Annotated in this window: 22 protein-coding genes; 13 read left to right on the top strand and 9 right to left on the bottom strand. The window is 58.2% G+C overall.

The annotated features are described in order from the left end of the window. Nucleotides 1-1,036 precede the first annotated feature (1,036 nt). Nucleotides 1,037-2,251: a DNA-binding protein gene (locus ACSQ83_RS03980; RefSeq protein ID WP_436227273.1), complete on the top strand. Its 1,215-nt coding sequence runs from the start codon at nt 1,037-1,039 to the stop codon at nt 2,249-2,251. A 20-nt stretch (nt 2,252-2,271) separates the two neighbouring features. On the opposite strand, the gene ACSQ83_RS03975 is transcribed toward ACSQ83_RS03980, so the two are convergent. Next, nucleotides 2,272-3,291 (bottom strand): tyrosine-type recombinase/integrase, encoded by a 1,020-nt coding sequence (locus ACSQ83_RS03975; protein WP_436227272.1) that lies wholly within the window; start codon nt 3,289-3,291, stop codon nt 2,272-2,274. Nucleotides 3,292-3,472: 181 nt separating this feature from the next. After that, complete coding sequence (locus ACSQ83_RS03970; protein ID WP_436227271.1) at nt 3,473-3,832, bottom strand: DUF2471 family protein; 360 nt, start codon at nt 3,830-3,832, stop codon at nt 3,473-3,475. A 260-nt stretch (nt 3,833-4,092) separates the two neighbouring features. On the opposite strand from ACSQ83_RS03970, the gene ACSQ83_RS03965 reads away from it, so the two are divergent. From ACSQ83_RS03965 to ACSQ83_RS03940, 6 genes are all read left to right on the top strand, one after another. Then, nucleotides 4,093-4,278 (top strand): CsbD family protein, encoded by a 186-nt coding sequence (locus ACSQ83_RS03965; protein WP_414951841.1) that lies wholly within the window; start codon nt 4,093-4,095, stop codon nt 4,276-4,278. A gap of 664 nt (nt 4,279-4,942) precedes the next feature. Continuing rightward, nucleotides 4,943-5,464 (top strand): hypothetical protein, encoded by a 522-nt coding sequence (locus ACSQ83_RS03960; RefSeq protein WP_414951842.1) that lies wholly within the window; start codon nt 4,943-4,945, stop codon nt 5,462-5,464. 821 nt (nt 5,465-6,285) lie between these two features. Further along, nucleotides 6,286-6,699 (top strand): alkaline phosphatase family protein, encoded by a 414-nt coding sequence (locus tag ACSQ83_RS03955; RefSeq protein ID WP_436227270.1) that lies wholly within the window; start codon nt 6,286-6,288, stop codon nt 6,697-6,699. Further along, nucleotides 6,660-7,262 (top strand): phospholipase domain-containing protein, encoded by a 603-nt coding sequence (locus ACSQ83_RS03950; protein WP_436227269.1) that lies wholly within the window; start codon nt 6,660-6,662, stop codon nt 7,260-7,262. Before ACSQ83_RS03955 ends, ACSQ83_RS03950 begins: the two co-directional genes overlap by 40 nt. 224 nt (nt 7,263-7,486) lie before the next feature. Next, nucleotides 7,487-8,062, top strand: coding sequence for a helix-turn-helix domain-containing protein (locus ACSQ83_RS03945; protein ID WP_436227268.1), 576 nt, complete (start codon nt 7,487-7,489; stop codon nt 8,060-8,062). A gap of 42 nt (nt 8,063-8,104) precedes the next feature. Then, on the top strand, nt 8,105-8,635 hold the full coding sequence (locus ACSQ83_RS03940) for a GNAT family N-acetyltransferase (RefSeq protein ID WP_414951845.1): 531 nt from the start codon (nt 8,105-8,107) through the stop codon (nt 8,633-8,635). A 157-nt stretch (nt 8,636-8,792) separates the two neighbouring features. On the opposite strand, the gene ACSQ83_RS03935 is transcribed toward ACSQ83_RS03940, so the two are convergent. The 3 genes from ACSQ83_RS03935 to ACSQ83_RS03925 all read right to left on the bottom strand — a co-directional run bounded on the left by ACSQ83_RS03935 (nt 8,793) and on the right by ACSQ83_RS03925 (nt 11,379). Next, nucleotides 8,793-9,332 carry a DUF1003 domain-containing protein gene (locus ACSQ83_RS03935; RefSeq protein WP_414951846.1) on the bottom strand — a complete coding sequence of 180 codons (540 nt, stop codon included), beginning with the start codon at nt 9,330-9,332 and terminating at the stop codon, nt 8,793-8,795. A gap of 270 nt (nt 9,333-9,602) precedes the next feature. Next, nucleotides 9,603-10,304, bottom strand: coding sequence for a fumarylacetoacetate hydrolase family protein (locus tag ACSQ83_RS03930; protein WP_436227267.1), 702 nt, complete (start codon nt 10,302-10,304; stop codon nt 9,603-9,605). A 157-nt stretch (nt 10,305-10,461) separates the two neighbouring features. Next, complete coding sequence (locus tag ACSQ83_RS03925) at nt 10,462-11,379, bottom strand: helix-turn-helix transcriptional regulator (RefSeq protein ID WP_436227266.1); 918 nt, start codon at nt 11,377-11,379, stop codon at nt 10,462-10,464. 362 nt (nt 11,380-11,741) lie between these two features. Between ACSQ83_RS03925 and serA the strand changes: the two genes are divergently transcribed. After that, complete coding sequence (gene serA, locus ACSQ83_RS03920; RefSeq protein WP_436227291.1) at nt 11,742-12,962, top strand: phosphoglycerate dehydrogenase; 1,221 nt, start codon at nt 11,742-11,744, stop codon at nt 12,960-12,962. A gap of 636 nt (nt 12,963-13,598) precedes the next feature. Then, on the top strand, nt 13,599-15,359 hold the full coding sequence (locus ACSQ83_RS03915; protein WP_414951849.1) for a winged helix-turn-helix domain-containing tetratricopeptide repeat protein: 1,761 nt from the start codon (nt 13,599-13,601) through the stop codon (nt 15,357-15,359). A 63-nt stretch (nt 15,360-15,422) separates the two neighbouring features. Here ACSQ83_RS03915 and ACSQ83_RS03910 read toward each other — a convergent pair whose 3' ends face one another. After that, a complete protein-coding gene (locus ACSQ83_RS03910) occupies nt 15,423-15,674 on the bottom strand; it encodes a hypothetical protein (protein WP_414951850.1) in 252 nt (83 codons plus the stop codon). A gap of 331 nt (nt 15,675-16,005) precedes the next feature. On the opposite strand from ACSQ83_RS03910, the gene ACSQ83_RS03905 reads away from it, so the two are divergent. Together ACSQ83_RS03905 and ACSQ83_RS03900 are read left to right on the top strand one after the other, a co-directional pair. Beyond that, on the top strand, nt 16,006-16,524 hold the full coding sequence (locus ACSQ83_RS03905) for a hypothetical protein (protein ID WP_414967721.1): 519 nt from the start codon (nt 16,006-16,008) through the stop codon (nt 16,522-16,524). A gap of 14 nt (nt 16,525-16,538) precedes the next feature. Continuing rightward, nucleotides 16,539-16,889: a VOC family protein gene (locus ACSQ83_RS03900; protein ID WP_436227290.1), complete on the top strand. Its 351-nt coding sequence runs from the start codon at nt 16,539-16,541 to the stop codon at nt 16,887-16,889. A gap of 59 nt (nt 16,890-16,948) precedes the next feature. Here ACSQ83_RS03900 and ACSQ83_RS03895 read toward each other — a convergent pair whose 3' ends face one another. Further along, on the bottom strand, nt 16,949-17,284 hold the full coding sequence (locus tag ACSQ83_RS03895) for a hypothetical protein (RefSeq protein ID WP_414951852.1): 336 nt from the start codon (nt 17,282-17,284) through the stop codon (nt 16,949-16,951). Between the two features lie 152 nt (nt 17,285-17,436). Next, nucleotides 17,437-17,619, bottom strand: coding sequence for a DUF1289 domain-containing protein (locus ACSQ83_RS03890; protein WP_436227265.1), 183 nt, complete (start codon nt 17,617-17,619; stop codon nt 17,437-17,439). 215 nt (nt 17,620-17,834) lie between these two features. On the opposite strand from ACSQ83_RS03890, the gene ACSQ83_RS03885 reads away from it, so the two are divergent. Both ACSQ83_RS03885 and ACSQ83_RS03880 read left to right on the top strand, forming a co-directional pair. After that, complete coding sequence (locus ACSQ83_RS03885; protein ID WP_414967720.1) at nt 17,835-20,342, top strand: PAS domain-containing protein; 2,508 nt, start codon at nt 17,835-17,837, stop codon at nt 20,340-20,342. A 253-nt stretch (nt 20,343-20,595) separates the two neighbouring features. Continuing rightward, a complete protein-coding gene (locus tag ACSQ83_RS03880) occupies nt 20,596-22,614 on the top strand; it encodes an AI-2E family transporter (RefSeq protein ID WP_414951855.1) in 2,019 nt (672 codons plus the stop codon). Between the two features lie 64 nt (nt 22,615-22,678). On the opposite strand, the gene ACSQ83_RS03875 is transcribed toward ACSQ83_RS03880, so the two are convergent. Continuing rightward, nucleotides 22,679-22,912 carry a hypothetical protein gene (locus ACSQ83_RS03875; RefSeq protein ID WP_158939805.1) on the bottom strand — a complete coding sequence of 78 codons (234 nt, stop codon included), beginning with the start codon at nt 22,910-22,912 and terminating at the stop codon, nt 22,679-22,681. Nucleotides 22,913-22,977: the final 65 nt, after the last annotated feature.

The raw sequence follows: 22,977 nt of genomic DNA, 5'->3' as shown, positions 1-22,977 counted from the left end.
CACCTCTGGCTAGATGTGAGCGCCATCTATGATTTGAAATTCTATTTAAATCAACAGCTTATTGGGACATTGGTGAATACGGTGTCCGGCAAGCGGGATCTGCGAACCTTAAGGTCAAGACATGTCGTCCCGAAAAGCCTCACCTTTGGACCTCGCCAAAGCCGTCGACACCGATCTTGCGCGTATCTCAAAGCGCTCCCGGAAAACCTCACCTCTAGTCCTGATTTGCAGAAATACCCCTTAAAACCAGTAGGATCGGCAAAATAGGCGATGCCGAATACCGCCGCACAGCTCTCCCGTATTCGCTCACCGTTGAAGTTTGGGCGTCTCCGAAACCAGGGCGTCTGGACTGTCCACACCCGTATGGTCTCACCCTCAAATCGATTTGGCCCCTGCAAAGTCTCACCAATAGGTAATAATTACTTATTTTTGGTTGGAATTTTCGCATTTTCGCGATCCTGCAAAGGCTCACTGCAAGATTTGGCGAGTTAACGCTTGCCGTACCGTCACATATGGGGAACAGAAGCAGCGGCCCCTGTATTTCCTCACCATCACAAAACGTCGGTCTCCCGAACTCGCTCACGCTTGCTCCTGTGACTTCTCACGCTAGTCCCCGAACCTATACACCGATCACCCCCGTGTTAGCTCACCATCTATCCCGCAGACGCTCACCGAACCCCTCGGAAAGCCTTATCTGGTAAGGCTTCGCCGTGGCGTTAACGTCTTTAACTAGGTTTCAAAGGTGTTTACTTCTAATACTCTCAAGCAGCTGAGTGATCAGAGAAAGAGAACCGTGGAACAAAAACGCCGTGGAACATTCGAGGAAATGACGATCTTGCGAAAAGATGCTAGTAATCAACGGCTTGACGGATTAACCTCGACATGTTTCACGGATGCCGTTGCACCGCATGGGTGATATACCGCGATTGGGCAGAAAGAGAGTATGCGCGAGGGCGAACCTGAGTATCCATCCGAAATCCGTAGCATTTGATACGTAAAGTATTATTATACGAACGAATTTGACCCGGAGTTTCGTATGAACGATGCAGAACATCTTGCGCTGAGAGCTGAGCTTTCGACAATGCGAACCGGCGGAGCGCGTCGACAAGATTTATCGCAGCACGCTTGCAAGCGGCTTTTCTTCGATTTCGGCATTCGCCCGTCGATGGCCACTGTCCGGGATCTCACGCAAACCGGCAGCGCGAGCGATATCCCGAAGGATATCGACGCATTCTGGGCTCGGATCAGATCCGCATCGCGCGTTCGGATTGAAAGCGGAGCGATTCCGGAAGGACTGCAAGAGCGAGCCGGTGAATTACTCGGACAGCTTTTCCAGGAAGCGCAAGAATTCGCGGTTCGATCTCTCGAAGATGAACGCCATGCTGCTAAAGATAATGTCGACGCTGCGTTAAGCCGGCTTCGCGATGCAGAAGTACGTTGTGCAACAGTCGACGAAGCACTTCGCCGCAGTGAGGCGCGCGCTGATAGCGCACTAGCCCGCAATTCTGCACTCGAGATCGAATTAGGATCGCTTCGGGGCCGCGACCTGGAAGCACAAAGCAGTGTGCAGGCGTCGATTCATCGATTGGAACGGGAACATGCTGCGCTGACTCAGCGGCTGGAAACAGAGCAAACGGCTAACGCCGCGCTACGCGATCGCGTGGATGCGCTGAACACGGAACTGCGACACAACACCGAGCATTACGCGCAACAGATCAAGGACGCGATCAGTGAGGCCGAGCGGCGAGTGAAGCCAATGCTCGTGGAACTCGATTCTTTGCGTGGCATGGCGGCAACATACCAAGCGGGAGTGCGTCAGGCGAGCCAGAAAGAATTCGATTTCATTCAACAACTTAGCATCGCCAAGGCACGCGCAGATCGGCTGGAACTGCGAATTCGCGAGCAATCGGATGAAATCGACGCGCTGGCTTTGGAGCGTGACGCGTTGCGCGGACAAAGCGGGATGAGCGAAAACGTCGCCCGGCTGATCTGGACGATGGTTGAGGAAGGAAGACTGTCCGAGCAGGAAATGGAGAGCTTGGGAATGGACATCGACGGTTTTGTTGCCGTGCCTGCTAGCTGTCCAACGTGTATTACCGGCGAACCCGAACTTGCGCAGCACGACGACGAGTTCGAATTGTCCTGTCCGGATTGTGATCGATCGTCTGGGACTGCATCGTCACGGCTGCTGGCTGTGGCCCGATTTCACTCGGCCGAGATCGTCGATTCGAGTGAATCGGCCCAAAGGTGAGGCTTTTCGGGAGCCAAACGCTATTTGAACGCGTGGTTCGCCTCGTCCCCGCTTTCTCGCGCCTCGGCTTGATCCCGCTCCCGTATTTCCTCACCTATCCAGTTTTGCCATGCTCGATGCAACCGATGCGCCGAGATTTGCTGCTGGAACCCGAGCCATTGCCCGACACGCTCGGGTGGTGTGCCACTTTCGAATAACTCGGCAGCAAATGTATTGCGCAAGGTTTGCGGACTGGCGCGTGCCGCCCGGGAATTGGCGATGCCTGCCGCTTCGATCACGGCATCGATCGCGCGCAGCATGGTGGCCTTGTGCATCGGGCGTCCTGACGGCGCGGATGGGAACAGCAGGTCGCCGAGTAATCGCGCCGTCTTGCGCTCGCTGATCCAATTATCGAGTAAGGCGATTGCAAAGGGTGCGAGCCGGGTTTCCCGATTTAATGCGGAGTTGGTCGCCTCGACGGTGAGCCATGGCTGGCTCCATGAATAGTTACTAACGGTCAGCGCCGCTGCCTCACCCGTCTTTACCCCGCCGCCCAGGAACGCGCTGACCAGCGCACGATCGCGCCGTTCGCGCCACAGCTGCCCTGTCGGCAGATCGCCGATTGGAGAGAAAAGATACCTGATCAGAGCTGCCCGTTCACCGTGTGCGAGAAAACCAGTTGGCTCGTTTTCGCGCGCGTCTCGCCATGGAGCCTCGCCGTCCTGCGCAATGAAGCGAGCTGGATTCGTCGATGCCATTTCGATCTCGCGTACATGATCGAGTACCCGTTCGATAAGGCGAAGATAGCGAACGCGCTGTGGTTTTCGAATCTCTAATTGGGTGACAAATTGTTCGATGGCAAGTCGGTCTACCGTTCGGAGATCGATTCGTTTACTGGTCAGCCATTCGAGAAAAAGCCCCCATTGCGCTCGGTAGACATCCGAGGAAGATGCTTTGAATGCTTGATGCGCCATCCAGGAATCAAACGCGCTACGCGGATCGGTGTACCAATTAGCGCGCTCGTGATTGAAAATCTCGCGAGTTTTCGGGTGAGCGGTCATTAGCCGGAAAATCCGTTAGTTGTGAAAGGTGTACCCCGGCAGGTTACGCGAAAGCTGCCGGCGATGTCCATCACACTAACGTGCTCGAGTTTTGCCACAAGGTTGACGTTGTTCAAAAAGAGAACGGCCGCCAGGCTCTCGGCGGCCACCCTCGTCATTCGCGCTATTTCAAATTCAGAGATCAATGCGACGCGGCTAACGCCAGTTCAGGGTATCCGGCGCGGGCCGCACATTCGTAGGCATCGACTGCAAATACGAATACGGGCGGTAACGCATTCGACGCCCTGAAATCGACGAGATCATCGGTTTCGGGAAAAGCCATGTCATCCGGGCGCGCAAACAACGCGCGGAGCGCGGACTCATGTCGCCCTGCAAAACCGAGATCCGCGAGCGCTTCTGCCTCGATAGCGAGCAACAATCTCCAAGTCAAAGGCACACTTTGCACGATGTAGCGCTGGGCTATATCGCGCGTAATCCGCTCGAGGTCACGCACTGTGCGTGCGAATTCGGGGCTCTTTATACGATCTTCGTCGAAGTCCATTGTGTTCTCCTCCATTCATGCCATTGCGCCAAGATATGTACTGTACAAATATACAGTACTAATCGCAATGTTCCTCTAGAGTCGCGCTGAGCGCTCCGCGCGTATGTGCGATTCCGCCTACGTGGGAATCAGACGCGTGCGGCTGGTCTGGCGCGTCCGAAATCGCCATTCTGATTACACGGTCAGGGCGCTTTCCCTGACATGACGCCGCGAATCTCAGGAGACCGGGATTTCGCGTCTCAATACGAAAGGAGATCAAGATGAACAAGGATCAGAAAGACGGTGTAGTGAATCAGGCCAAGGGCAAAGTCAACGAGGTCGTTGGCAAGGTGACCGGCGATAAGAGTCAAGAAGCCAAGGGTGATTTGCAACAGGCCGCGGGCAAGGTGCAAAAAGGTGTTGGCGATGCGCGTGAAAACGTAAAGGATTCGCTCAAAAAGCCTTGATTGATCGCGCCAGGATGCAGCGAGTAGCTATCTAAGGGCAGCTGTGGCCGCTGTGGTCATTGCATCTCAGATGATTGGCCGTTCCAAAGCAATTTGGAACGGCCTTTTGCATGGACGCATTAGTCTTACTCTGTCGCATCGATATCAGAGTATCGCGGGACAGCGCAGTTTTTCTCACGCTGCTGGCGAAACTTCATGGACTAGGGCTTGCTCCACCAGGTTTCAGTGACGCAGCCCGCTCCTCTTATTTTTACAAGCTGGCGGCTGAACGTAGCGCCAGCAGCGTCCGAGATTTAAGTCGTTGCCTGCTCGTTCCTTCCCGGAGCGCAGCCCGAAAACTTTATGCGCATCAAGTTCCGACCGCCGCCGGCGATCCATAGCGCCAAGTCCGCCCGATCCCGATCGCGTTAGTCGAAGAAGCCACGCGTCCGCATCCATTCCGTCGGCATTCGCGGAGCCATCTGCGGCGAAGACCAAGTCGACGAGGCGAAAAACACTGCAGCCTTAGCCAAACATCCCACCCATGACTGTCCTCAACCCACGAAAGATCAAGCCCCAATTTCACACAAATGCCCAAGGCGTTCATGTAAAGTTCCGCTCAAAGTTCTTATAAAAAGGCGTGGTCGCCCGGACCGCGACGGCAGAACGCACAGGTTTGAGCCGAATGAAAACGTCAGCAACTGTCTCAAAAAAGACCCGCGTCCCGCTAATGCTCGCGGCGTTGTTGGCATTAGGTGCGGCATCGAATGTGTCAGCGGCTGAGGTTTGTAGTGACGGCCTATGGGCCGATGCGATGGTCGGTTCATATCACGTCCATCCCAAAAAGCACTTTGATCAATTCAATCCAGGCATTGGCGTTGAATGCTGGATTTCCCCGCAGTGGGCGCTGACCGGCGGTTACTTTCGAAACTCGCTGACGGCGCCTTCGTTTTATGGCGGCGGTGTCTGGGCGCCGGAATTCGCGCATTGGGGTTATGTCCGGCTGGCCGCCATGGGCGGGTTGATCTCGGGATACGACTACGGCAAGTGGGGTATCGGCCACGATCACAAGCTCGGCCCGGTCCTCGCGCCGCTCATCATGGCTGAGTACGGTCGCATTGGCGCGAACATCATCCTGATTCCGCCGATTCCCTCCAGCGACTTGCCCTTCACGATTGGGTTTCAGCTACGCGTCAAATTTTGGTGATATCTCGTGGGCACTGAGGAGTTAGTCGTGCCTCCTACGAGATCGCACAGTAAAGTCAAATAGACGGGGACGCATGACCTCGTCTCGAGCGTATCAATGTCAGATGCTCCACTGACTCCGCCCGCCTTCACCCCTTCGTTGTCTGTATCGTGAATCCTGTCTAATACGGACTCCAGATTAAAACTTGTACCGCAAGAGACGCCATTCCCATCAGTTGACTGCGCTCGCGGCGAGCTCCCGTATCAGCTCACCCCAAGACCGAAAATGCTTCGAACATCTGTTCGAAGCGACTTAAAATAAGCGCTACTCTCACGACCTGGACTGTCGTTGGTGAGCTTTTTCGGGAACTGGATACCAACGCAAAGCCTCGACCTGCGTAACCCGAATTGCATCTGATCCCAAGACGTTCACATATCGACAATCCCTACCGTATCTTTTCAAATTTTCCCACCGGCCTGTCATAAACGAACGGTATTCTCAGCGCCATCGTTTCGGTGCATCGCTTTGATTGGTATTCGCCAAAGGTATCCGTTCACTCCGATCCTTCCCGAGACTGCCATGCAAACTTCGACTCTGCGCGCTCATATTCGCGTCGATACTTCCCGGGCTGTTGCTGTCCGCCTGCGGTAGTTCGGATTCACCGAGTCAATCGGCGTGTGGTGGCGCATCCGTATCGGCGAAGACGAGCTGACCGCCGGCCGCTACGCCTGCTTCGTCATCCTGAGTATTTTCCTATCGTCGACATATATGCCTGAAATCGGCTGCCGTACGTATGCGGACGGCCAATCACTCCCCATAGAACGCTCGAACGCCACACGGTGGTGACCGCCGCGCAAGCCGGGACCTACACGGCCGACAACCTGCCTTATGGGCTCGGACCGCGCGTGCCGATGACCGTCGTCTCACCGTGGAGCAAAGGGGCCTTCGTTTGCTCGCAAGTATTCGATCACACGTCGGTGCTGCAATTTATCGAAAAACGTTTTGGCGTGATTGAAGCGAACCTCACGCCGTGGCGTCGCGCCATATGCGGTGACTTGACGTCGGCGTTCGATTTTTCGAAGCCTGATGCCACCGTGCCGCCGCTGCCGAGTACGACCGGATACATCGCAGCGGCCGATATGCAATGCGCATTGCCGACCAGCCAGACCACGCCGGCTGGACCGCGCCTCAGGCTATCGCGGCGCAGGAGCCGGGCATGCGTCCGGCGCGGCCATTGCCTTATGAGCTGCATGTGAACGGCACGTTGCAGGTGAAAAGCCAGACATACACGCTGAGCTTCGCGAACACCGGCAAGGTGGGCGCAAATTTTTATGTGTGCACGGCTGACCCAACGGCGATGCCCAAGCGTTATACCGTCGAAGCAGGCAAGCAGCTTTCCGATACGTGGCCCGCCGATAAGAACGGCCAATACTCGTTGAGCGTGGTTGGTCCGAACGGATACTTCCGGCGCTTCACAGGTGCGGTGGCGGCCGATGCTGCCGTACAAGCCGAGACGGTGACGTGCTACGACGTGGCCAACGGCAATGTCTATCTGACGCTCGGCAATCAGGGCACTGCGCCGGTGGTCTTCACGGTGACCGATTTGGCATACGGCCAGCCGCCGCGATCAATCACGGTGCCTGCGATCAAAACCGCCGAGGATCACTGGGATCTGTCATGCAGCAGTAACCGGTACGACCTGCATGTCACGATGCCATCCAACCCGGCATTCCAGCGTCGTCTCGCGGGGCATGTTGAAACCGGGCGTGCAGGCACGAGCGATTCTGCTGCCACGGCGCCGGTGACGAAAGCTGTCTGAAGAACATTGAAAATGGATCGCGCCGGCTTCGGCCGGCGCGCATCAAGTGGCGCGTTGCAACGCATTCGGTGAACGAACGCCCATCGCGCGTATTTCGCTCTCACTTTCAGCGCCGCATCTGCTGACGGGGTGCTCCAAAAACCTGACCTCGAGTCCAAGTCCTTCCACGCACCAATTCTCACGTTTCTGAACGCATCTTGCGGGCGTCCCTATCGTCTACTATTATGGACGGTATGACATCATTAATAGACGACACCGGACCTCGCATCGCTCGCCGTATTCGGCTTGAACGAAGTGCGCGCGGATGGTCACTCGCGGACTTGGCCGAGTCCTCCGGAGTCGCCAAGGCGACGATCAGCAAGATTGAGCGCGAGGAAATCAGCCCCACCGCGGTCACGCTGGTGCGACTGGCCGGCGCCTTCGATTTAACGCTTGCGGGCCTGTTGGTGAGAGCAGAGGGCAATGGAGACCGCTTGTCGCGGGCGGCCGATCAACCGCTCTGGCGCGATCCCAAGACCGGTTATCTGCGTAAGCAGGTATTCAACAACCCGGACCATCCGGTGGAGATTGTTCAGGTCGATCTGCCGGCGAGACGACAGGTGGTGTTGCCTTCATCGTCTTATGCTCATATCCGCCAGGTCGTGTGGGTGTTGGTAGGCGATCTCGTGATTCTGGAGGGCGGTGAGCGGTACGCTTTGAGCGCCGGCGATTGCCTGGGGTTTGGTCCGCCTTCGGAGGTAACCCTGGCGAACGAAACCGCATCGATTTGTACCTATCTCGTTGTTCTCGCCCGGACTTAATGAACTTAATGAACTTAATGGACTTAAGGGATGTAATGCCCGATGTCGAACATTGAAATCAGCGAATTACACGCATCATCGACGACGTTCGAGATGCTCAGCGGGCTCTTGATCGAGACTGTCGCAAACGGTGGTTCGGTCAGCTTCATGCATCCGCTGCAGCCCGAAGCCGCGGATGCGTTCTGGGCCAATGCGCTGGCTGCCGCAACTCGTGGCGAACGAGTGGTTCTCGGCGCGTGGGACAGTAAGAGACTGGTGGGAACCGTCACCCTGTTGCTCGACTGTCCGCCTAATCAACCGCATCGGGCAGAAATAGCCAAATTGATGACCGGTCTTAGCTATCGCAGGCGAGGAGTGGCGTTGTCGCTGATGCAGGCCGCAGAAAATATGGCCGCGAAGCGCGGACGTACGTTGCTGGTTCTCGACACGGCAACCGATGGTGGAGCGTCGACGCTTTACGAACGTCTCGGGTTCACTCTTGCGGGAGAGATTCCCGACTATGCGCTGAAGCCGCATGGTGGGCTGACGGGTACCAAGATTTATTGGAAGCGAATTGGCACTCGGCAGATATAAGCGCTTTTTTTGTGTCCGCGCTCCGAATTAAATTTTAATTCGGATTACAGACGATATTGCCGTGACGATCAACCGCCTTCGCGGCTGGGTCGTCGCAACCTTCCTGCGAACTTGCGGAAGACTGCATCGGTAATTAGAGCGCCAGTCTTCAGGGCACTTAGGGTTTTATGTTTGACTGCTCTATCCGGTTATGCACTTCGCGCGTCAATGCCTCGATACGTTCGCTCATTTGCTTCGTGATCTCGGTCAACTTGGTATTTTGTTCGAGTAAGGCAACAAGTTGATCGGTCTGTCGGGCCGCTTGCAACTGGCGCGCTTCATTCGCGGAGGCGAGGTCTTCGCGATGCCGCGCATCGGCGTCGGCATTGACCTTGTCGCGATCCGCTTGCCGCGTTTGCGCAAGCAGAATCAAAGGCGCGGCGTAAGCGGCCTGGAGACTAAACGCAAGGTTGAGAAGAATGAAAGGATAAACGTCGAACTTGGTCAGGCCGGCGACATTGATGCCAATCCACACGGCAACAATAATCGTTTGCCCGACGAGGAAAGTGGGTGTTCCGAAGAAGCGTGCAAACCGCTCGGCTTTTAGCGCAAACCAGTCGTCGCCGAATACTGACGAAAGGTGCACGTATGGCAGATGAAACCGTAAGTGATGTTGTTTGGTTTTGTGCTGTTCGTCAGGCGGAATGGGACTGTTCATGGTGTGCTCTCTCGCTTGGCGATTAACGTAACGGTGTCGTTGTTATACACAGTCGGCGTTAGCGTTGCACTCATAAAAGCAAGCAATGAACGCGAGTAGCACGGGCGTTATCAATGCTTAGGTGAGGTTATTCGGGAGCCTGGCGCATCCAGGAAGACCTTTGCCACGAAGCGACAAAGCCAGCAAGAGTGAGTGCTGACTTCGTCCGAGACCGAGTGAAGAAAGCCGTATGTTGCTAAGCACAGCATAAGGCTGACAACGCTCTTGAAATCAGCCCTTAACCTTGCCGATTTCAAACTGAAAGTCTGCAATACCATCAACGCCGCCAGCGACCTGATCGCCCGGTTTCAACGCACCGACGCCCGCCGGCGTACCTGTAAAAATCAGGTCACCCGGCTTGATGACAACCGCCTGCGACACCTGACTGATGATGTCCGCAACCGGCCAGATCAGGTCGCTGAGATCACCCGTTTGCCGCGTCTCGCCATTGACCGTCAACCAAATGCGGCCGCTGCCCGGATGACCGATCTCGCTTGCAGGACGAATAGCGGTTACAGGCGCAGATTCGTCGAAGCCCTTGGCCCAGTCCCACGGCCGGCTCATCTTCTTGGCGACCGCTTGCAGATCGCGTCGCGTGAGGTCCACGCCCACGCTGTAGCCGAAGATGTACGACAGCGCATCTTTCGGATCGATTTGCCGGCCCTCTTTTCCGATGGCAATCACCATCTCTATCTCGTGATGCAGGTCGTCGGTGAGCATCGGGTACGCAAGTGTTGCCGTTGCAGGAACGACAGCGTCGGCCGGTTTTGTAAAGAAGAACGGCGGTTCGCGATCAGGATTGGCGCCCATCTCGCGCGCATGATCGGCGTAATTGCGTCCTACGCAAAAGACGCGGCGTACCGCGAAGGCGGCATTCGACCCAGTGACGGGCACAGCAACAGTTTGGGGAGCGGGAAAGACGTATTCGGTCATGGCGGAAAGCTCGAAGTTGGAAGTTGTCTGGCGCGGATCATCGCGACGCCTACAGACAATATGCTTCGGCCCACCTCTCGTGCAGGACAAATCCGCCCTACGCCTTGGATTAAATTGCTCTATTCCGGATCCCGCCAGCGAAAGGGCGGGCAGGAGTCTATAGCTCGAATTGCGACGCCCGGTATTCCGTAGGCGATATTCCTACCGCCTGCCGGAAGCGTCGGGTGAAATAGGCTTCGTCGCGAAAGCCGACCAGGAACGCGATGTCCCTGACGCGACGGGTATCGTCTGCAAGCAATGCTTTTGCCCGGCTGATTCTTTGATCCGTTACCCATTGCACGAACGTCCTGCCGGTTTCCTTTTTCATCAGGCGGGCAACATAGCCGGGCGTCAACGCTGCTGCGATTGCGGCCGACCCCAGCGAAAGCGTGTCGTCTTCGAGGTGCGCCAGAACGTGACGCATCACCTTGCTGATGGAGTCGCGGCGGTTCACCGCGCGCTCACCAAGCGACGCCAGTTGCATCAGCGGGTCCGCATATCGTGCGCAAACAAGTCCGATCAATTGCAGGAGATAACCACGAAGCCGGCTAGTCGCACCAAACCCGCGCGCACTGTCTATTTCCATCATAAGGTGAACGATGCGTTCGACTTCGACGAGGTCCGGCTCCGTCAGCTTGAAATCGGTTTCATCTTGGAAGCGAAAGGGCGCTAGCTCTGGAAACCGGATGATGGGAACACTGCCAAGGTCGATCCGGCCATCGACTGCATCGACATCAAGACCGAGGAAGTCCAGCGCGAAATTGATCACGATGAACCGTGAGTGTTCAGGGTGCGGAATCATGTGCACCCGATGCGGCGCGATGAACGCCAATGAGCCTGTTGGGAACGGACGCGTTACATCACCGATCTGCTGCTGCGTGTCGCCCCCCAGATTGATCTGGATCTGGAAGTAGTCGTGCTTGTGCGGTTCCGTAATCGCGGAGCGTAAGGTCTGGTCGCGAATATAAAAGTCGAGGCGATCACTGCGTTCGGGCATCGCATAGGTTCGGGAAGAGCGTTTGACGATTGCGCTCATTGGCACGAATTCTTGTGCGAGATTCCGTTTCCCTTAAGGGCTGGCGTTTTCGACGAATACACGGTGGCTATCGTAAGAAAATTAATGTTGTCTTGCCTAAAGCAAGCCTTAAGCATACCGCTTCGCCCAAAGCGTTGCCTTATCCACTCAATAGCCACCAGATCGCCGCCAAACAACGTGGAAGGACGCACAAGCCCAAAGGCCCCATGCGCAGTAGGGTAGAAAATACGAATGCCCGGCAAGCGGTAACATCATCGGGACGTTTGAAGCTTGGGCGTCGATCCGTCCGGCATGATCGAGCGCGACGAAATTGCGAATATTACCCGGACACCACCTGCTGGGCGCATGCATGGCCCCCGTCACTGGCACATAAGCGTTCTATGACCTCTGTTCTTCTACTTGAAAATATCCACGACACCGCTGTCGCGCGTTTCAGCGAAGCGAAACTCGAGGTTGAGCGCCGCGCGGGTGCGCTCGCCGGCACGGATTTAACGAGCGCACTTCAAGCACATAACCTGGTCGGGATTCGCTCGGCAACGCATCTCAGGCGCGAGGAGATAGATGCCGCGCGCCATCTGCTCGCAATCGGCTGCTTCTGCATTGGCACGTCCCAAGTCGATTTGAACGCGGCCGCAAATGCAGGAATTCCCGTGTTCAACGCGCCATTTTCGAACACGCGCTCCGTCGCGGAACTGGTGATCGCTGAAGCTGTCTTGCTGCTGCGGCGCGTGCCCGAAAAGAGCGTGCTGGCACATGCTGGAAGCTGGGCCAAAGGAGCCGGCGGATCGTTCGAAACGCGCGGCAAGACCATTGCGATAGTTGGGTACGGAAACATCGGCTCGCAGGTTGGCGTGCTTGCCGAAGCCATGGGAATGCGCGTGGTGTATTACGACGTGCAAGCACGGCTCTCGCTGGGTTCTGCCCGCGCGGCGCAATCGCTCGCCGACGCGGTCGCTCATGCCGACGTGGTGACGCTCCATGTGCCCGCAACGGCCCAGACGAACCGCATGATCGACGCGGCAACGCTGGCGTGTTTCAAGGCCGGCGCGATCCTGATCAATGCATCGCGCGGTTCGGTGGTTGATATCGATGCCCTCGCACAAGCGCTGCAGGCGAAGCGGCTGGGCGGTGCTGCCATCGACGTATTCCCGGAGGAGCCCAAGACCAACGCGGATATTTTCAAAAGCGTGCTTCAGCATTTGCCTAACGAGATCCTGACGCCTCATGTGGGCGGCAGCACGGAGGAAGCGCAGGAGAACATCGGGACGGAAGTCGCGACGAAACTTATTTCGTTTCTGACGACCGGCGACACAGTGGGGTCGGTCAATTTTCCGCATGTCAATCCGGGGCCGCTCGACGCGCCCGCGCGCCTGCTCAACGTCCACGGCAATGCGCCCGGTGCGCTCGCGACGCTCAACACCCGGCTGGCGGGCGAGGGCGCCAACATTGTCGCTCAGCATTTGCAGACGCAGGGTCAGACCGGCTACGTAGTAACGGACCTCGATAGAACCCCATCGAACGAACTGATCCAGGCGCTGGCCCGCGAACCGGGCTTCATCCGAACGCGCCTGCTGGTCAAATAATCCGGCGTCATTGAGGGACCGCGCGACTAATGGAAGCCGGTCCCTTTTCACCACTGCATCAACGCAAGATCAGCTAGGTGAAGCTGAGAACGATTACGCATTTTGTATCGATAAGCGTCGTGGTGCTTAGCTTATTGCGATCGAATTCCCCGCATCACCCCCGCTAGCACCCAGCGCATCTACTCAATTCTTGCAAAGCGAAAGCCCGTATGAGTTGGCATCCAGCCATCGGTCATAGGCAAGCGTATCCGTTGCATGCGCCGCCCTCGGGCGTCGGCCAACATTCTCACAAGAATGGCGGATATGACATGCAGTCGCGTCCTAGGATAGTAGAGCGTTAGCGCTCTTACGCAGACAACAACGCGACGCACTCCGGACCCTGTGCATTCGTGCGCGCCCGATGATTCCGGGAGGGCTATGCTCGAGGATTCGCTCACGATCCGAAACGAGACGATGCCAGCGCAGCACGATCTTGCACGTCAGCATGGCAGGCGCGCTTAAGACTTTCACTTTGTCATCTTTCACATGCTGTGCGTGACGCTCGCATCCATGGCGTCATTCGGGATGAATCATGCAATTCGGAGGTGGCGCCGCTTGATCGCGCGCACATAAAAAATCGATCTCGCTGGAGGGCACATGAATACGCACGAAGCCATCAGGATCGGGGACGTCGAACTCAATGTAGAGCGCTACGAATTGCGCCGTGCGGGCCAGCACATCCGACTGGAACGCTTGCCGATGGAACTCCTGATTTTCATGGTTTCGCGCGGTGGCGAACTGGTTACGCGCGCTGACATCGTCAGGATGTTGTGGAGCGGCAACGCGTATCGCGATACCGACAACAGCATTAACACAGCGATCCGGAAAATCCGGATCGCGCTCGGCGAGAATCCGGACGACCCGAAGTATCTGCTTACTATCAAGGGCAAGGGTTATCGGCTCGATGGCGTTCGGATGTCGCCCGTGCAGCCGGAAGCCGTCGCGCCGGCCGCCTTTCGCGCGCTGGTGCTGCCCTTCGAAAATAAAAGCGGCGACCCGGCCCAGGACAGTTTCTGCGATGCCCTCGCCGACGAGACTTCCGCGAACATCGGCATGTCGCATGCGGAACAGATCTGCGTGATTGCCAGGACCACGGCTGCAAGTTATCGGCGATCCAACAAGAGCATTGCGCAGATGGCGCATGAGTTGGCGGTCGACTATGTGCTGGAAGGTTCGCTCACGCGAGAGGGCGGACGCGTGCGCGTCCTGGCGCAACTGATTCGCTGTACGGACCAGGCGCAGATCTGGGGCCGTGCTTATGAGCCGTCGGCAAGCGGTTCGATGGATATGCAGAAGGAGGTTGGAACCGCGCTGGCGCGGGATGTCTGGCCGACGCTCGTGGAGCAGCAGCGGCTCACGCTGACAAGGCACCTGCCGATCGATCCGGCGGCGCACGATGCGTACTTGCACGGAAAGTATTACTGGTTGCGCCGGGTTCATTTTCACCCGGGATTCGCCGCGCATCACGGACTGAGCGGCGAGGACTTCACGCGTGCGCTCGGCTACTTCGAGACCGCGCTCGAGCGTGATCCGACCTGCGCGCTTGGTTATGCCGGTTTGTCGAATATCTATGGATCGACCGTGACGCACGGCTTGTTTGCGCCATCGCAAGGTTATCCGAAGGCCAGGGAAGCCGCGCTTCGCGCATTGGAACTTGACCCGGACTTGCCGGAAGCGCATCACGCGCTGGCTGGCGTGCACTATTTCTATGACTGGGACTGGCGTAAGGCTGAGACGGAATTTCTCGAAGCGCTGCGCCTGAATCCCAATCTCGCCGAAACCAGCCGCCTCTACGCGCGGCTGTTGATGGTGCTTGGGCGCGAGACGGAGGGGCGCGCGCAGTTCGAGCGGGCGGAGCGGCTTGACCCGCTCACATTCGATGGTTCACGGATCTTCGGACTAGTGTTATCGGGCCGGTACGAGGAAGTCACCCGGGAGTTTCTGACCGAGGGGCATGGCAACCGTTCGCCATTGATCTATCAGGTGCTGTCGATCGCGTTCGAAGCGCAGGGCGCGTACAAGGAAGCGGTGGAAGCGACCGTCGATGCGTTAACGCGTTGCAACGACTTTGCGCGAGCCGATGTGATCCGGACCGTGTGGGAAGCAAGCGGATACGACGCAGTGCTGCAATGGTACTTGCAGGACTTACTGGCGAGGCGGCAGTCGGCTTACACGTCGCCGCTGCTGTTTGCGGAGATCTACGCCCGGCTGGGCAAGCAGGACGAGATGTTTCATTGGCTCGATGTGGCGCTGGCCGAGCGATCGTCCCGCCTGTGCGAGTTGCGCACGAATGCGTGGTTCGATCACTACCGATCGACAGGGCGATTTCGTAACCTCGAAAAGCGGATTGGATATTAATGGAGGCTTTCTGTAGTCCGCGTGCCGGACGCCCGTCACGCGGATTGGAAGCTCACGCCAAGGTCAATTCCCGTGATAGATCTCTTGCAACCGGCTTTGTTCTCCGGATTGCTGTGAACGAATGAGATCCTGGTAGACCTGTTGCCGCGTCAGGCCCGCTGGCATGCCTGCATCGCTTCTGGAGATATCCGTTATGCCGCCAACGTCCTGCGCGGGCTGTGCGGTGGTTTGTGCGGTCATAGGCTGGTCTTGCGCCCATGCTTGTCCAACGAGGAGGGCAGCAGCGCACGCCCCCACGATTCTAAGCGTCTTCATGTTGATTTCTCCCAAAAGCCGAGGTCGGACCGGTCAGCAAACTACTGGCCGAAAAAGGCGATACCGGGCGGCTGAGCGTCCGGGCTCGCGTGGGGCCATGTTGCGACGCTGCTTTAAGGAACTCCATCGACGCAAGATGAAGAAATCGTTAACGAGCTTCATAGGCGGGAACAATGCCACTCGAATTGCATGCGGATCGACTCGGCCGCGAGAAGGCGTAAAGTTTCAGCGAGCCGCATGGTTGCGTTGCCCGAGGGAGTAAATCGATCGGTTATATTCGTCGCTCAGAGATCTAAAACACCTGCTTAAGAACCGCGTGAGTACGACAAAAATGCGATTGCTTATTCAACGTTGCGCCTGGTGTTTGCTGGCATTTATATCGATAGCAAGCCATTCAGCGCTTGCCGGCGACCTGCGCAGTAATCGCGGAAACGATCCGTTTTTCCAGATATCCAAGGCAATCACCGCATGCCCGGCTCCTTTGGGGCCGTTGGAGACGGAGCAGGAATGGAATAACGACGCGCATTACCGGATCGAGCGCGGCAATAGCTGCTGGGTGGAAGGGCGATGCCGGTTGTCCAATTCGTATCGCTACGATGCCGAGATAGCCGAAGCGGTTCAACGTCGGCTCAGCATGATCAGTCTTGCTACCCAATGGCGCGAGCAAACATCGTTATGGGTATTGCTGCAGCGCAGGTTTATCTACGTGCAAGGGTGTGTATCGCCGGGTTTCGATAAAGACAGATTCCTCGCGGAGCTGGCAAAAACGGCGGATGTCGAGAAGGTCATCGACAACACGACCACCGATCCCAAGGCAAAGCCCTTACCGTATCCACCCTCGGCACCGTAAAGGAGGAGATGAAGATGAAGGTCAAGCGCATAGTCGCCAACATTGGCACGCAAGACGTGGCCGGCGCCCGGTCGTTCTATCAGGAGGTGCTGGGTCTGAACCTGCTCATGGACCAAGGCTGGATTCAGACCTTCGGTTCAGAGACGGCCACGAGCGTCCAGGTTAGCGTGGCCTCGGAGGGCGGATCCGGCACACCGGTGCCGGACCTGTCGATCGAGGTAGACGACGTGGACGCCGCCCTGGAGCGCATGAAAGCCGCGGGTTTCCCGATTGAATACGGGCCCGCCGATGAACCTTGGGGCGTCAGACGTTTCTACGTGCGCGATCCGTTCGGCAAGCTCGTCAATGTGCTTGCCCACACCTGAACCGGCCACCTTGGCGAAAGACCGCGCCTTCAACATCGAATGGCACAACCGTCAAAAACTTAGTTGGCCTGCGGCACATTCGACTTGTTCCCCGCCAACGGTGAGCCATAACCACCGCTTTGCGTGTTATTGGGCAGACCGTTGATCAACTGCGCACGCGGATCGGTCGGATTCAGGTTCATCTCACCCGCTTGCTGATTGCCGTGCGACGGATACTCGCTGCCCAGCGGCGCATTCGGCATTAACTTCGGGTTGTTAGCGGGAGCGCGCATGTCGTCATTGGGACTCAAACCCATACTCATGCTTTGCGCATGGACCGCCTGAGTAGCAAACGACGTGACTAGCACGGCGGCGGAAACCGATAAAACGCGCTTCAACGTAACGATAATGGTCATGACTGAACTCCCTAAGTAAGTGGGTTTTTTCGTGTCCTTGCCGTCTTGTCGCGTCACTTGGCACGTCATTTAAGTACGTCACCAAGCACGCGTTTTTGTCGTGTCAAAAGCGTGTCAAACAAAGCGATTGCGTGGGTCATGCACGCATTGTTTTACTTGCCCGGCTCCTTAAGCTTAGCCTCGCGTTTGGGCCGCTGACCGATAATTTTTGTCCGGGTTTTGTTCTTCAGTTTCTTCCATTGCTTGCACTCGTCCTTGGTCCGTAAGCAACCTACACAAAGACCGGTTTTACTGTCGAATTTGCAGATATTGATGCAGGGAGACTCCACGGCCATTAGATATCCATTGCGCGTACGCGTTAGCCAGACCGTCTGAATCTCGCACGATGTATGCCCGCGGACCTAAAACATAATCTGCATGGGGACAATAGGCGCGCCACGTGCTAAGCGTAAATTGGCGCCCGGGACCCTGCGAGACCGAGTGCTAATATTTGGAACCATTTCGCTCGTTGCACTGCGCCGACCGACATACCGGCTTTTGCTGGACGACCATGCCGAAACCCATTCTGTTCTCCACGCTAAGCCAGCTTGAATTCGAGCGGGCCGTGCTCGGGCGTGTGGTGGCGGGCATGCCGTTGCGCGAGGTGCTTGAGCACGTGGTGCATCGTGTGGAAAGCCGCTCTGAACAGCGGTTGCGAGCCTCCATTCTGCTCGTCGATGTAACAGGGAAGCGCCTCATACACGGCGCTGCGCCGAGTTTGCCTGATGAATACAACCGCATCGTGGACGGTTTGGAATTCGGGCCGCTGATGGGGTCATGCGGTGCGGCGGCGTTCCGCGGCGAGCCGGTGATCGTGGAAGATATCCAGACCGATCCGGTTTGGGCCGCTTTCCGCGATATCGCCCGGCAGTACGACTTGCGCGCGTGCTGGTCCATGCCCATCCAGGCCGCCGACGGCCGCCTGCTCGGCACGTTCGCCAACTACTACGCAATCCCGAAAACGCCATCGCGCGAAGAACTGGAGGACATCGCGCAAGTAGCGAGCATCGCGGCGCTCGCTATCGAGCGCCATGCAAGCGACCGGGCTTTGCGCGAAAGCGAAGAGCGCCTGCGCATCGCGCAGCAGGCGGGCGGAATTGGCACCTTCGAGATATTTCCGCACAACGGGCGCTTGGCCGTTTCCGAAGAATTGTGCTGGCAATGGGGTTTGACGCCCCGTCATGAATACCCTCTCGATGACCTGCTGGAACTCGTACATCCTGACGACCGCGAGCGCGTACGCGCCGGCCATCTCGACATGCCTGCGGGCGCGCTCGATTATCTGGAGTACCGCATCCGCCGGCCGGACAACGGCGAGGAGCGCTGGATGGCACGCCGTGGCGAAGCGATTCCAGATACGGCGGGCGGCTTGCGTTATCTCGGCGTGACTTACGACATCACCGGGCATAAGCGCTTCGAAGAACGCCTGCGTGTTAGCGAGACGCAATTGCGGCGCTTGAACGATTCGCTCGCCGCCGAAGTCGACGCGCGTACCCGCGAGCGCAACAGCATTTGGCGCAACTCGCGCGACCTGTTTATTGTCGCTAGCAGCGCGGGCGTGCTGCGGGCCGTCAATCCGGCCTGGACCGATATTCTCGGCTTCCGCGAGGACGAGCTGATCGGCAAGTCGTTCGCGGAAATCGTCCATCCTGATGACGTCGACGCTACCGAAGCCGCGCTGCTGTCGGCGGCACGGTCGGGACTGGTGCGGTTCGAGAACCGCAATCGCCACAAGGATGGTTCGTACCGGTGGGTGTCGTGGGTTGCTGCGCCCGAAGGCGATGCGCTTTACGGCAACGGCCGCGATGTCACCAGCGAAAAGGAAACTCAGCGGGCGCTTCAACAAACCGAAGAAGCGCTGCGCCAGGCGCAGAAAATGGAGGCGCTTGGCCAACTCACGGGCGGGATTGCGCACGATTTCAACAATCTCCTGCAAGGCATTACGGGGCCGCTTGAACTGATCCGCCGATACACCCAGCTTGGCCGGACCAATGACATCGAGCGGTTTATTTCGATGGCGACCGGTGCGGCCAACCGGGCGGCATCGCTCACCCATCGGCTGCTGGCATTTTCGCGGCGTCAGCCGCTCGACCCGAAGCCGGTGAACGCAGATGAGCTGCTGCATTCCATCGACGATCTGCTCAAGCGGACGATGGGCGAAGCGATCGATACGCGTGTGGTGCGCAATCCGCATTTGTGGCTCACGCGCTGCGACGCGAATCAGCTTGAAAACGCGCTGCTGAATTTCGCGATCAACGCGCGCGACGCCATGCCGGAAGGCGGCCGGCTGACGCTTGAAACCGGCAACGTGGAACTCGGCCACGACTTCGCCGCGCGCCATCCCGATGTGGCGCCGGGCGCTTACGTGGTGGTATCGGTGTCGGATACGGGGGCGGGCATGCCGGCCGACGTCAAGGCGCGCGCCTTCGACCCGTTCTATACGACTAAGCCGCTGGGCCAGGGCACGGGGCTGGGTTTATCGATGGCTTACGGGTTTGCGAAGCAGTCGGGCGGGATTGCGACGATCGACAGCGCGCCCGACGCCGGCACCACGATCCGGCTGTATCTGCCGCGTTTTTCGGGCGATCCGGGCACGCAGGAGATCGCGAGCGAACTGAACGACGCGCATCGTGCGGCCGGGCGGCACGCAATCCTGGTGGTGGAAGACGACGAGTCCGTGCGAGAACTCGTGTGCGAGATCCTGCGCGATCTGGATTATCAGGTGCTCGAAGCGTTCGATGGCCCGTCCGGATTGATCATCCTTAATTCGGATGTGCGCATCGACTTGCTGGTGACTGACGTCGGGCTTCCCGGTCTGAACGGCCGGCAACTGGCGGATGCCGCGCGGGCGACGCGGCCCAGGTTGCGAGTGCTTTTTATGACCGGTTATGCTGAAGCGGCGACCCGCACGAATGGTTTCCTCGATACCGGCATGGAAATGATTACCAAGCCGTTCACGCTGGAGTCCATGGCGAGCCGGATTCGCCGGATGGTGACGCTGAGCGTGACAGACGAATAGGCGCCGAGCGCTCCCGTAAAACCTCACCTTTGTGCTCCCGTATTACCTCACCGTTTGGCGCAAATGGCATGTCGTTTGCTCAGACTTGTCGACGTTCCTTCGATACCCGAGCCGCCGGACACCGGCTCGTGGCAATCCAGACACGGAAAACGTGCGCCCGCGTCGCGATCCTGCCCGGACTAGCGCGTGCGTTGCTGCGTCTGATTCCGCGCTGTCTTTATGTCCCTATAGCGTCATTAACGAGAACGCAGTCATGAATCAAGATCCCGTGCCCCGTCGGCCGTCAACCGTGGTTTTGCCGCCCGAAGGACCGGGATTGCGGGCGCTGACATCGCTAATTACCGGTGTAGTCGTGATTTGCGTGCTGTATTTCGGTCGCGCGGTGCTGATTCCGATCATCCTCGCTGTTTTGTTGAGCTTCCTGGTCGCGCCGTTCGTGGACTTGTTGCGGCGGCTGAAGTTCGGGCAGGTGCCGTCGGTGATCGTGGCCGTGCTGGTCGCGTTGTCGGTGCTGACCGCGGTCGGCGCGCTCATCGGCGCTCAGGTGGCGCAGCTCGCCGGCGACCTGCCGCAGTATCAGGTTGCGGTGGAACGGAAGATTGACTCGGTGCAGCAAAAGACCATTGGCCGGGCCGATGCGTTTCTCGGCAAGGCGGCGACGGCGCTCAAACGCCTTTCGCCGAATCGCCAGGACGAAATTCGCAAGAACGAAGAAAATCCCGCAACCTCGCCCATCGATTCCCCGATGCCGGTAGAAGTCCACGAACCGGCGCCGTCGCCCGTGGAACTGGCGCAGCGGTTTTTATCGCCGATACTCAGTCCGCTGGAAACCACCGGCATCGTGCTCGTGGTCGCCATCTTCATCTTGTTGCAGCGTGAAGACTTGCGCGACCGGCTGATCCGGCTGTTTGGCTCGCGCGACCTGCATCGCGCGACGACCGCCATGGACGAAGCCGCTCGCCGGCTGTCTCGCTACTTCCTCGCGCAACTTGGCATCAACATGGGCGTGGGGGTGATCATCGCGATCGGGCTGGCGATCATCGGCGTGCCCGGCGCGTTGCTGTTCGGCGTCCTCACCGGCTTGCTGCGCTTCGTGCCGTATGTGGGCACCTGGATCGCGGCGTTGCTGGCCGTGGTGTTCGCGGCGGCCGTGGGTCCCGGCTGGTCGATGATGATCTGGACCATCGTGCTCTTCGGCGTGACCGACGTGGTCGCGGGGCAGGTGGTCGAACCGCTGCTGTACGGCCACAGCACGGGCCTTTCGCCGTTCGCGGTGATTGTGGCGGCAATTTTCTGGAGCTGGATCTGGGGACCGATCGGGCTGGTTTTATCGACGCCGCTGACCTTGTGCCTGGTGATCCTGGGCCGGCATGTGGACCGGCTTGAATTCCTCGATGTGCTGTTCGGCGACCGTCCAGCGCTGACGCCAGCGGAGAATTTCTATCAGCGATTATTGGCGAACGATCCCGATGAAGCGCTCGTGCAAGCCGAGTCGCTGCTCAAGGAGCGGTCGCTCAGCGCGTATTACGACGAAGTGGCGCTGGAGGGTTTGCGGATCGCGCATAAAGATGTGTTGCGCGGCGTCGTGACCTCGGACCAATTGAGGCGCATCAACGAATCGGCGATGGATATCGTTGAAGGGCTTGAAGAGGTCGAAGACGTGGTGATGGCGGTCAGGCAGGAGGAGGACCCGCCGGCCAGTCTTGAGATGTCGGATCGTGAAGCCGGCATCGTGCACGAAGCGCCGCCGTCTCACTTCGATGCCGCCCGCGAAGGCCACACGTCGTCCGTTTTGTGCATCGCCGGGCGCGGAGTGCTCGACGACCTGGCGGCGACGATCGCGGTGCAACTCTTCCGCAAGCATGGGCTGGGCGCGGATCTGGCGCCCTACGAACGTTTTTCGCGGACGCGCTTCGACGAGGTTGATTTGACCGGGGTATCGCTGATCTGCGTGATTTCATTCGATGCCGCCGAATCGCCGCCGTATCTGCGCAATTTGTTGCGGCGTTTGCATCAGCGCGCGGCCACGGCCGATCTGATCGTGGGATTGGTGCTGCCAAACAGCGCGCTGGAAGGCGAGGCGGTGATTCGCAAGACCTCGGCGGCTACGTCGTTCAAGGAGTTGGTCGAGGCGTGCGTGGCGGCGGCCCGGCGGCAGTCCACCGATGGCATTTCGTGGGAGGGATTGAATCCGCCGGACGCGGCTGCGTCGGCAGAAGTCGAGAGCGCCAAGGGGAAGCCGCCCGTGGTGCCGGTGTTGCGGGGGGCTTGAAGACGTTTCGACGTTCCGTTCGCGCCGCAGGTGGTATCCAGGACGCGAACGGACTAAAACTCTTTTACCGATTTCCGTCGAACAGGTCGTTCAACATGGTGTCGAACGCGGCTTGCGCTTCTTCCAGTTCCTGAAGCGCGGCGTCGAAAGTCTGCAATGCCATCTGCGAAGGCCGGCCGTCACCTCCAGGCGGAAAGTGCCCCTGCAACGCCGTGAACGCGGTCTGTACCTGCCGCGTGGCATTGACGATGCGCTCCATCGCCCGCGCTTCTTCTGTTCGATTATGTTCGGCCGTCATCAGAGTCTCCGTTCTACGAACCCTGATAGTACCAACGGTTTCCACAGCAGGCACGCGCTCCGCTC

Source organism: Caballeronia sp. LjRoot29 (genome assembly GCF_964252755.1).
In the GTDB taxonomy this organism is placed as follows: domain Bacteria; phylum Pseudomonadota; class Gammaproteobacteria; order Burkholderiales; family Burkholderiaceae; genus Caballeronia.
Note: the sequence above shows the minus strand (reverse complement) of the source record. Positions and strands in the feature narration are given on the sequence as shown.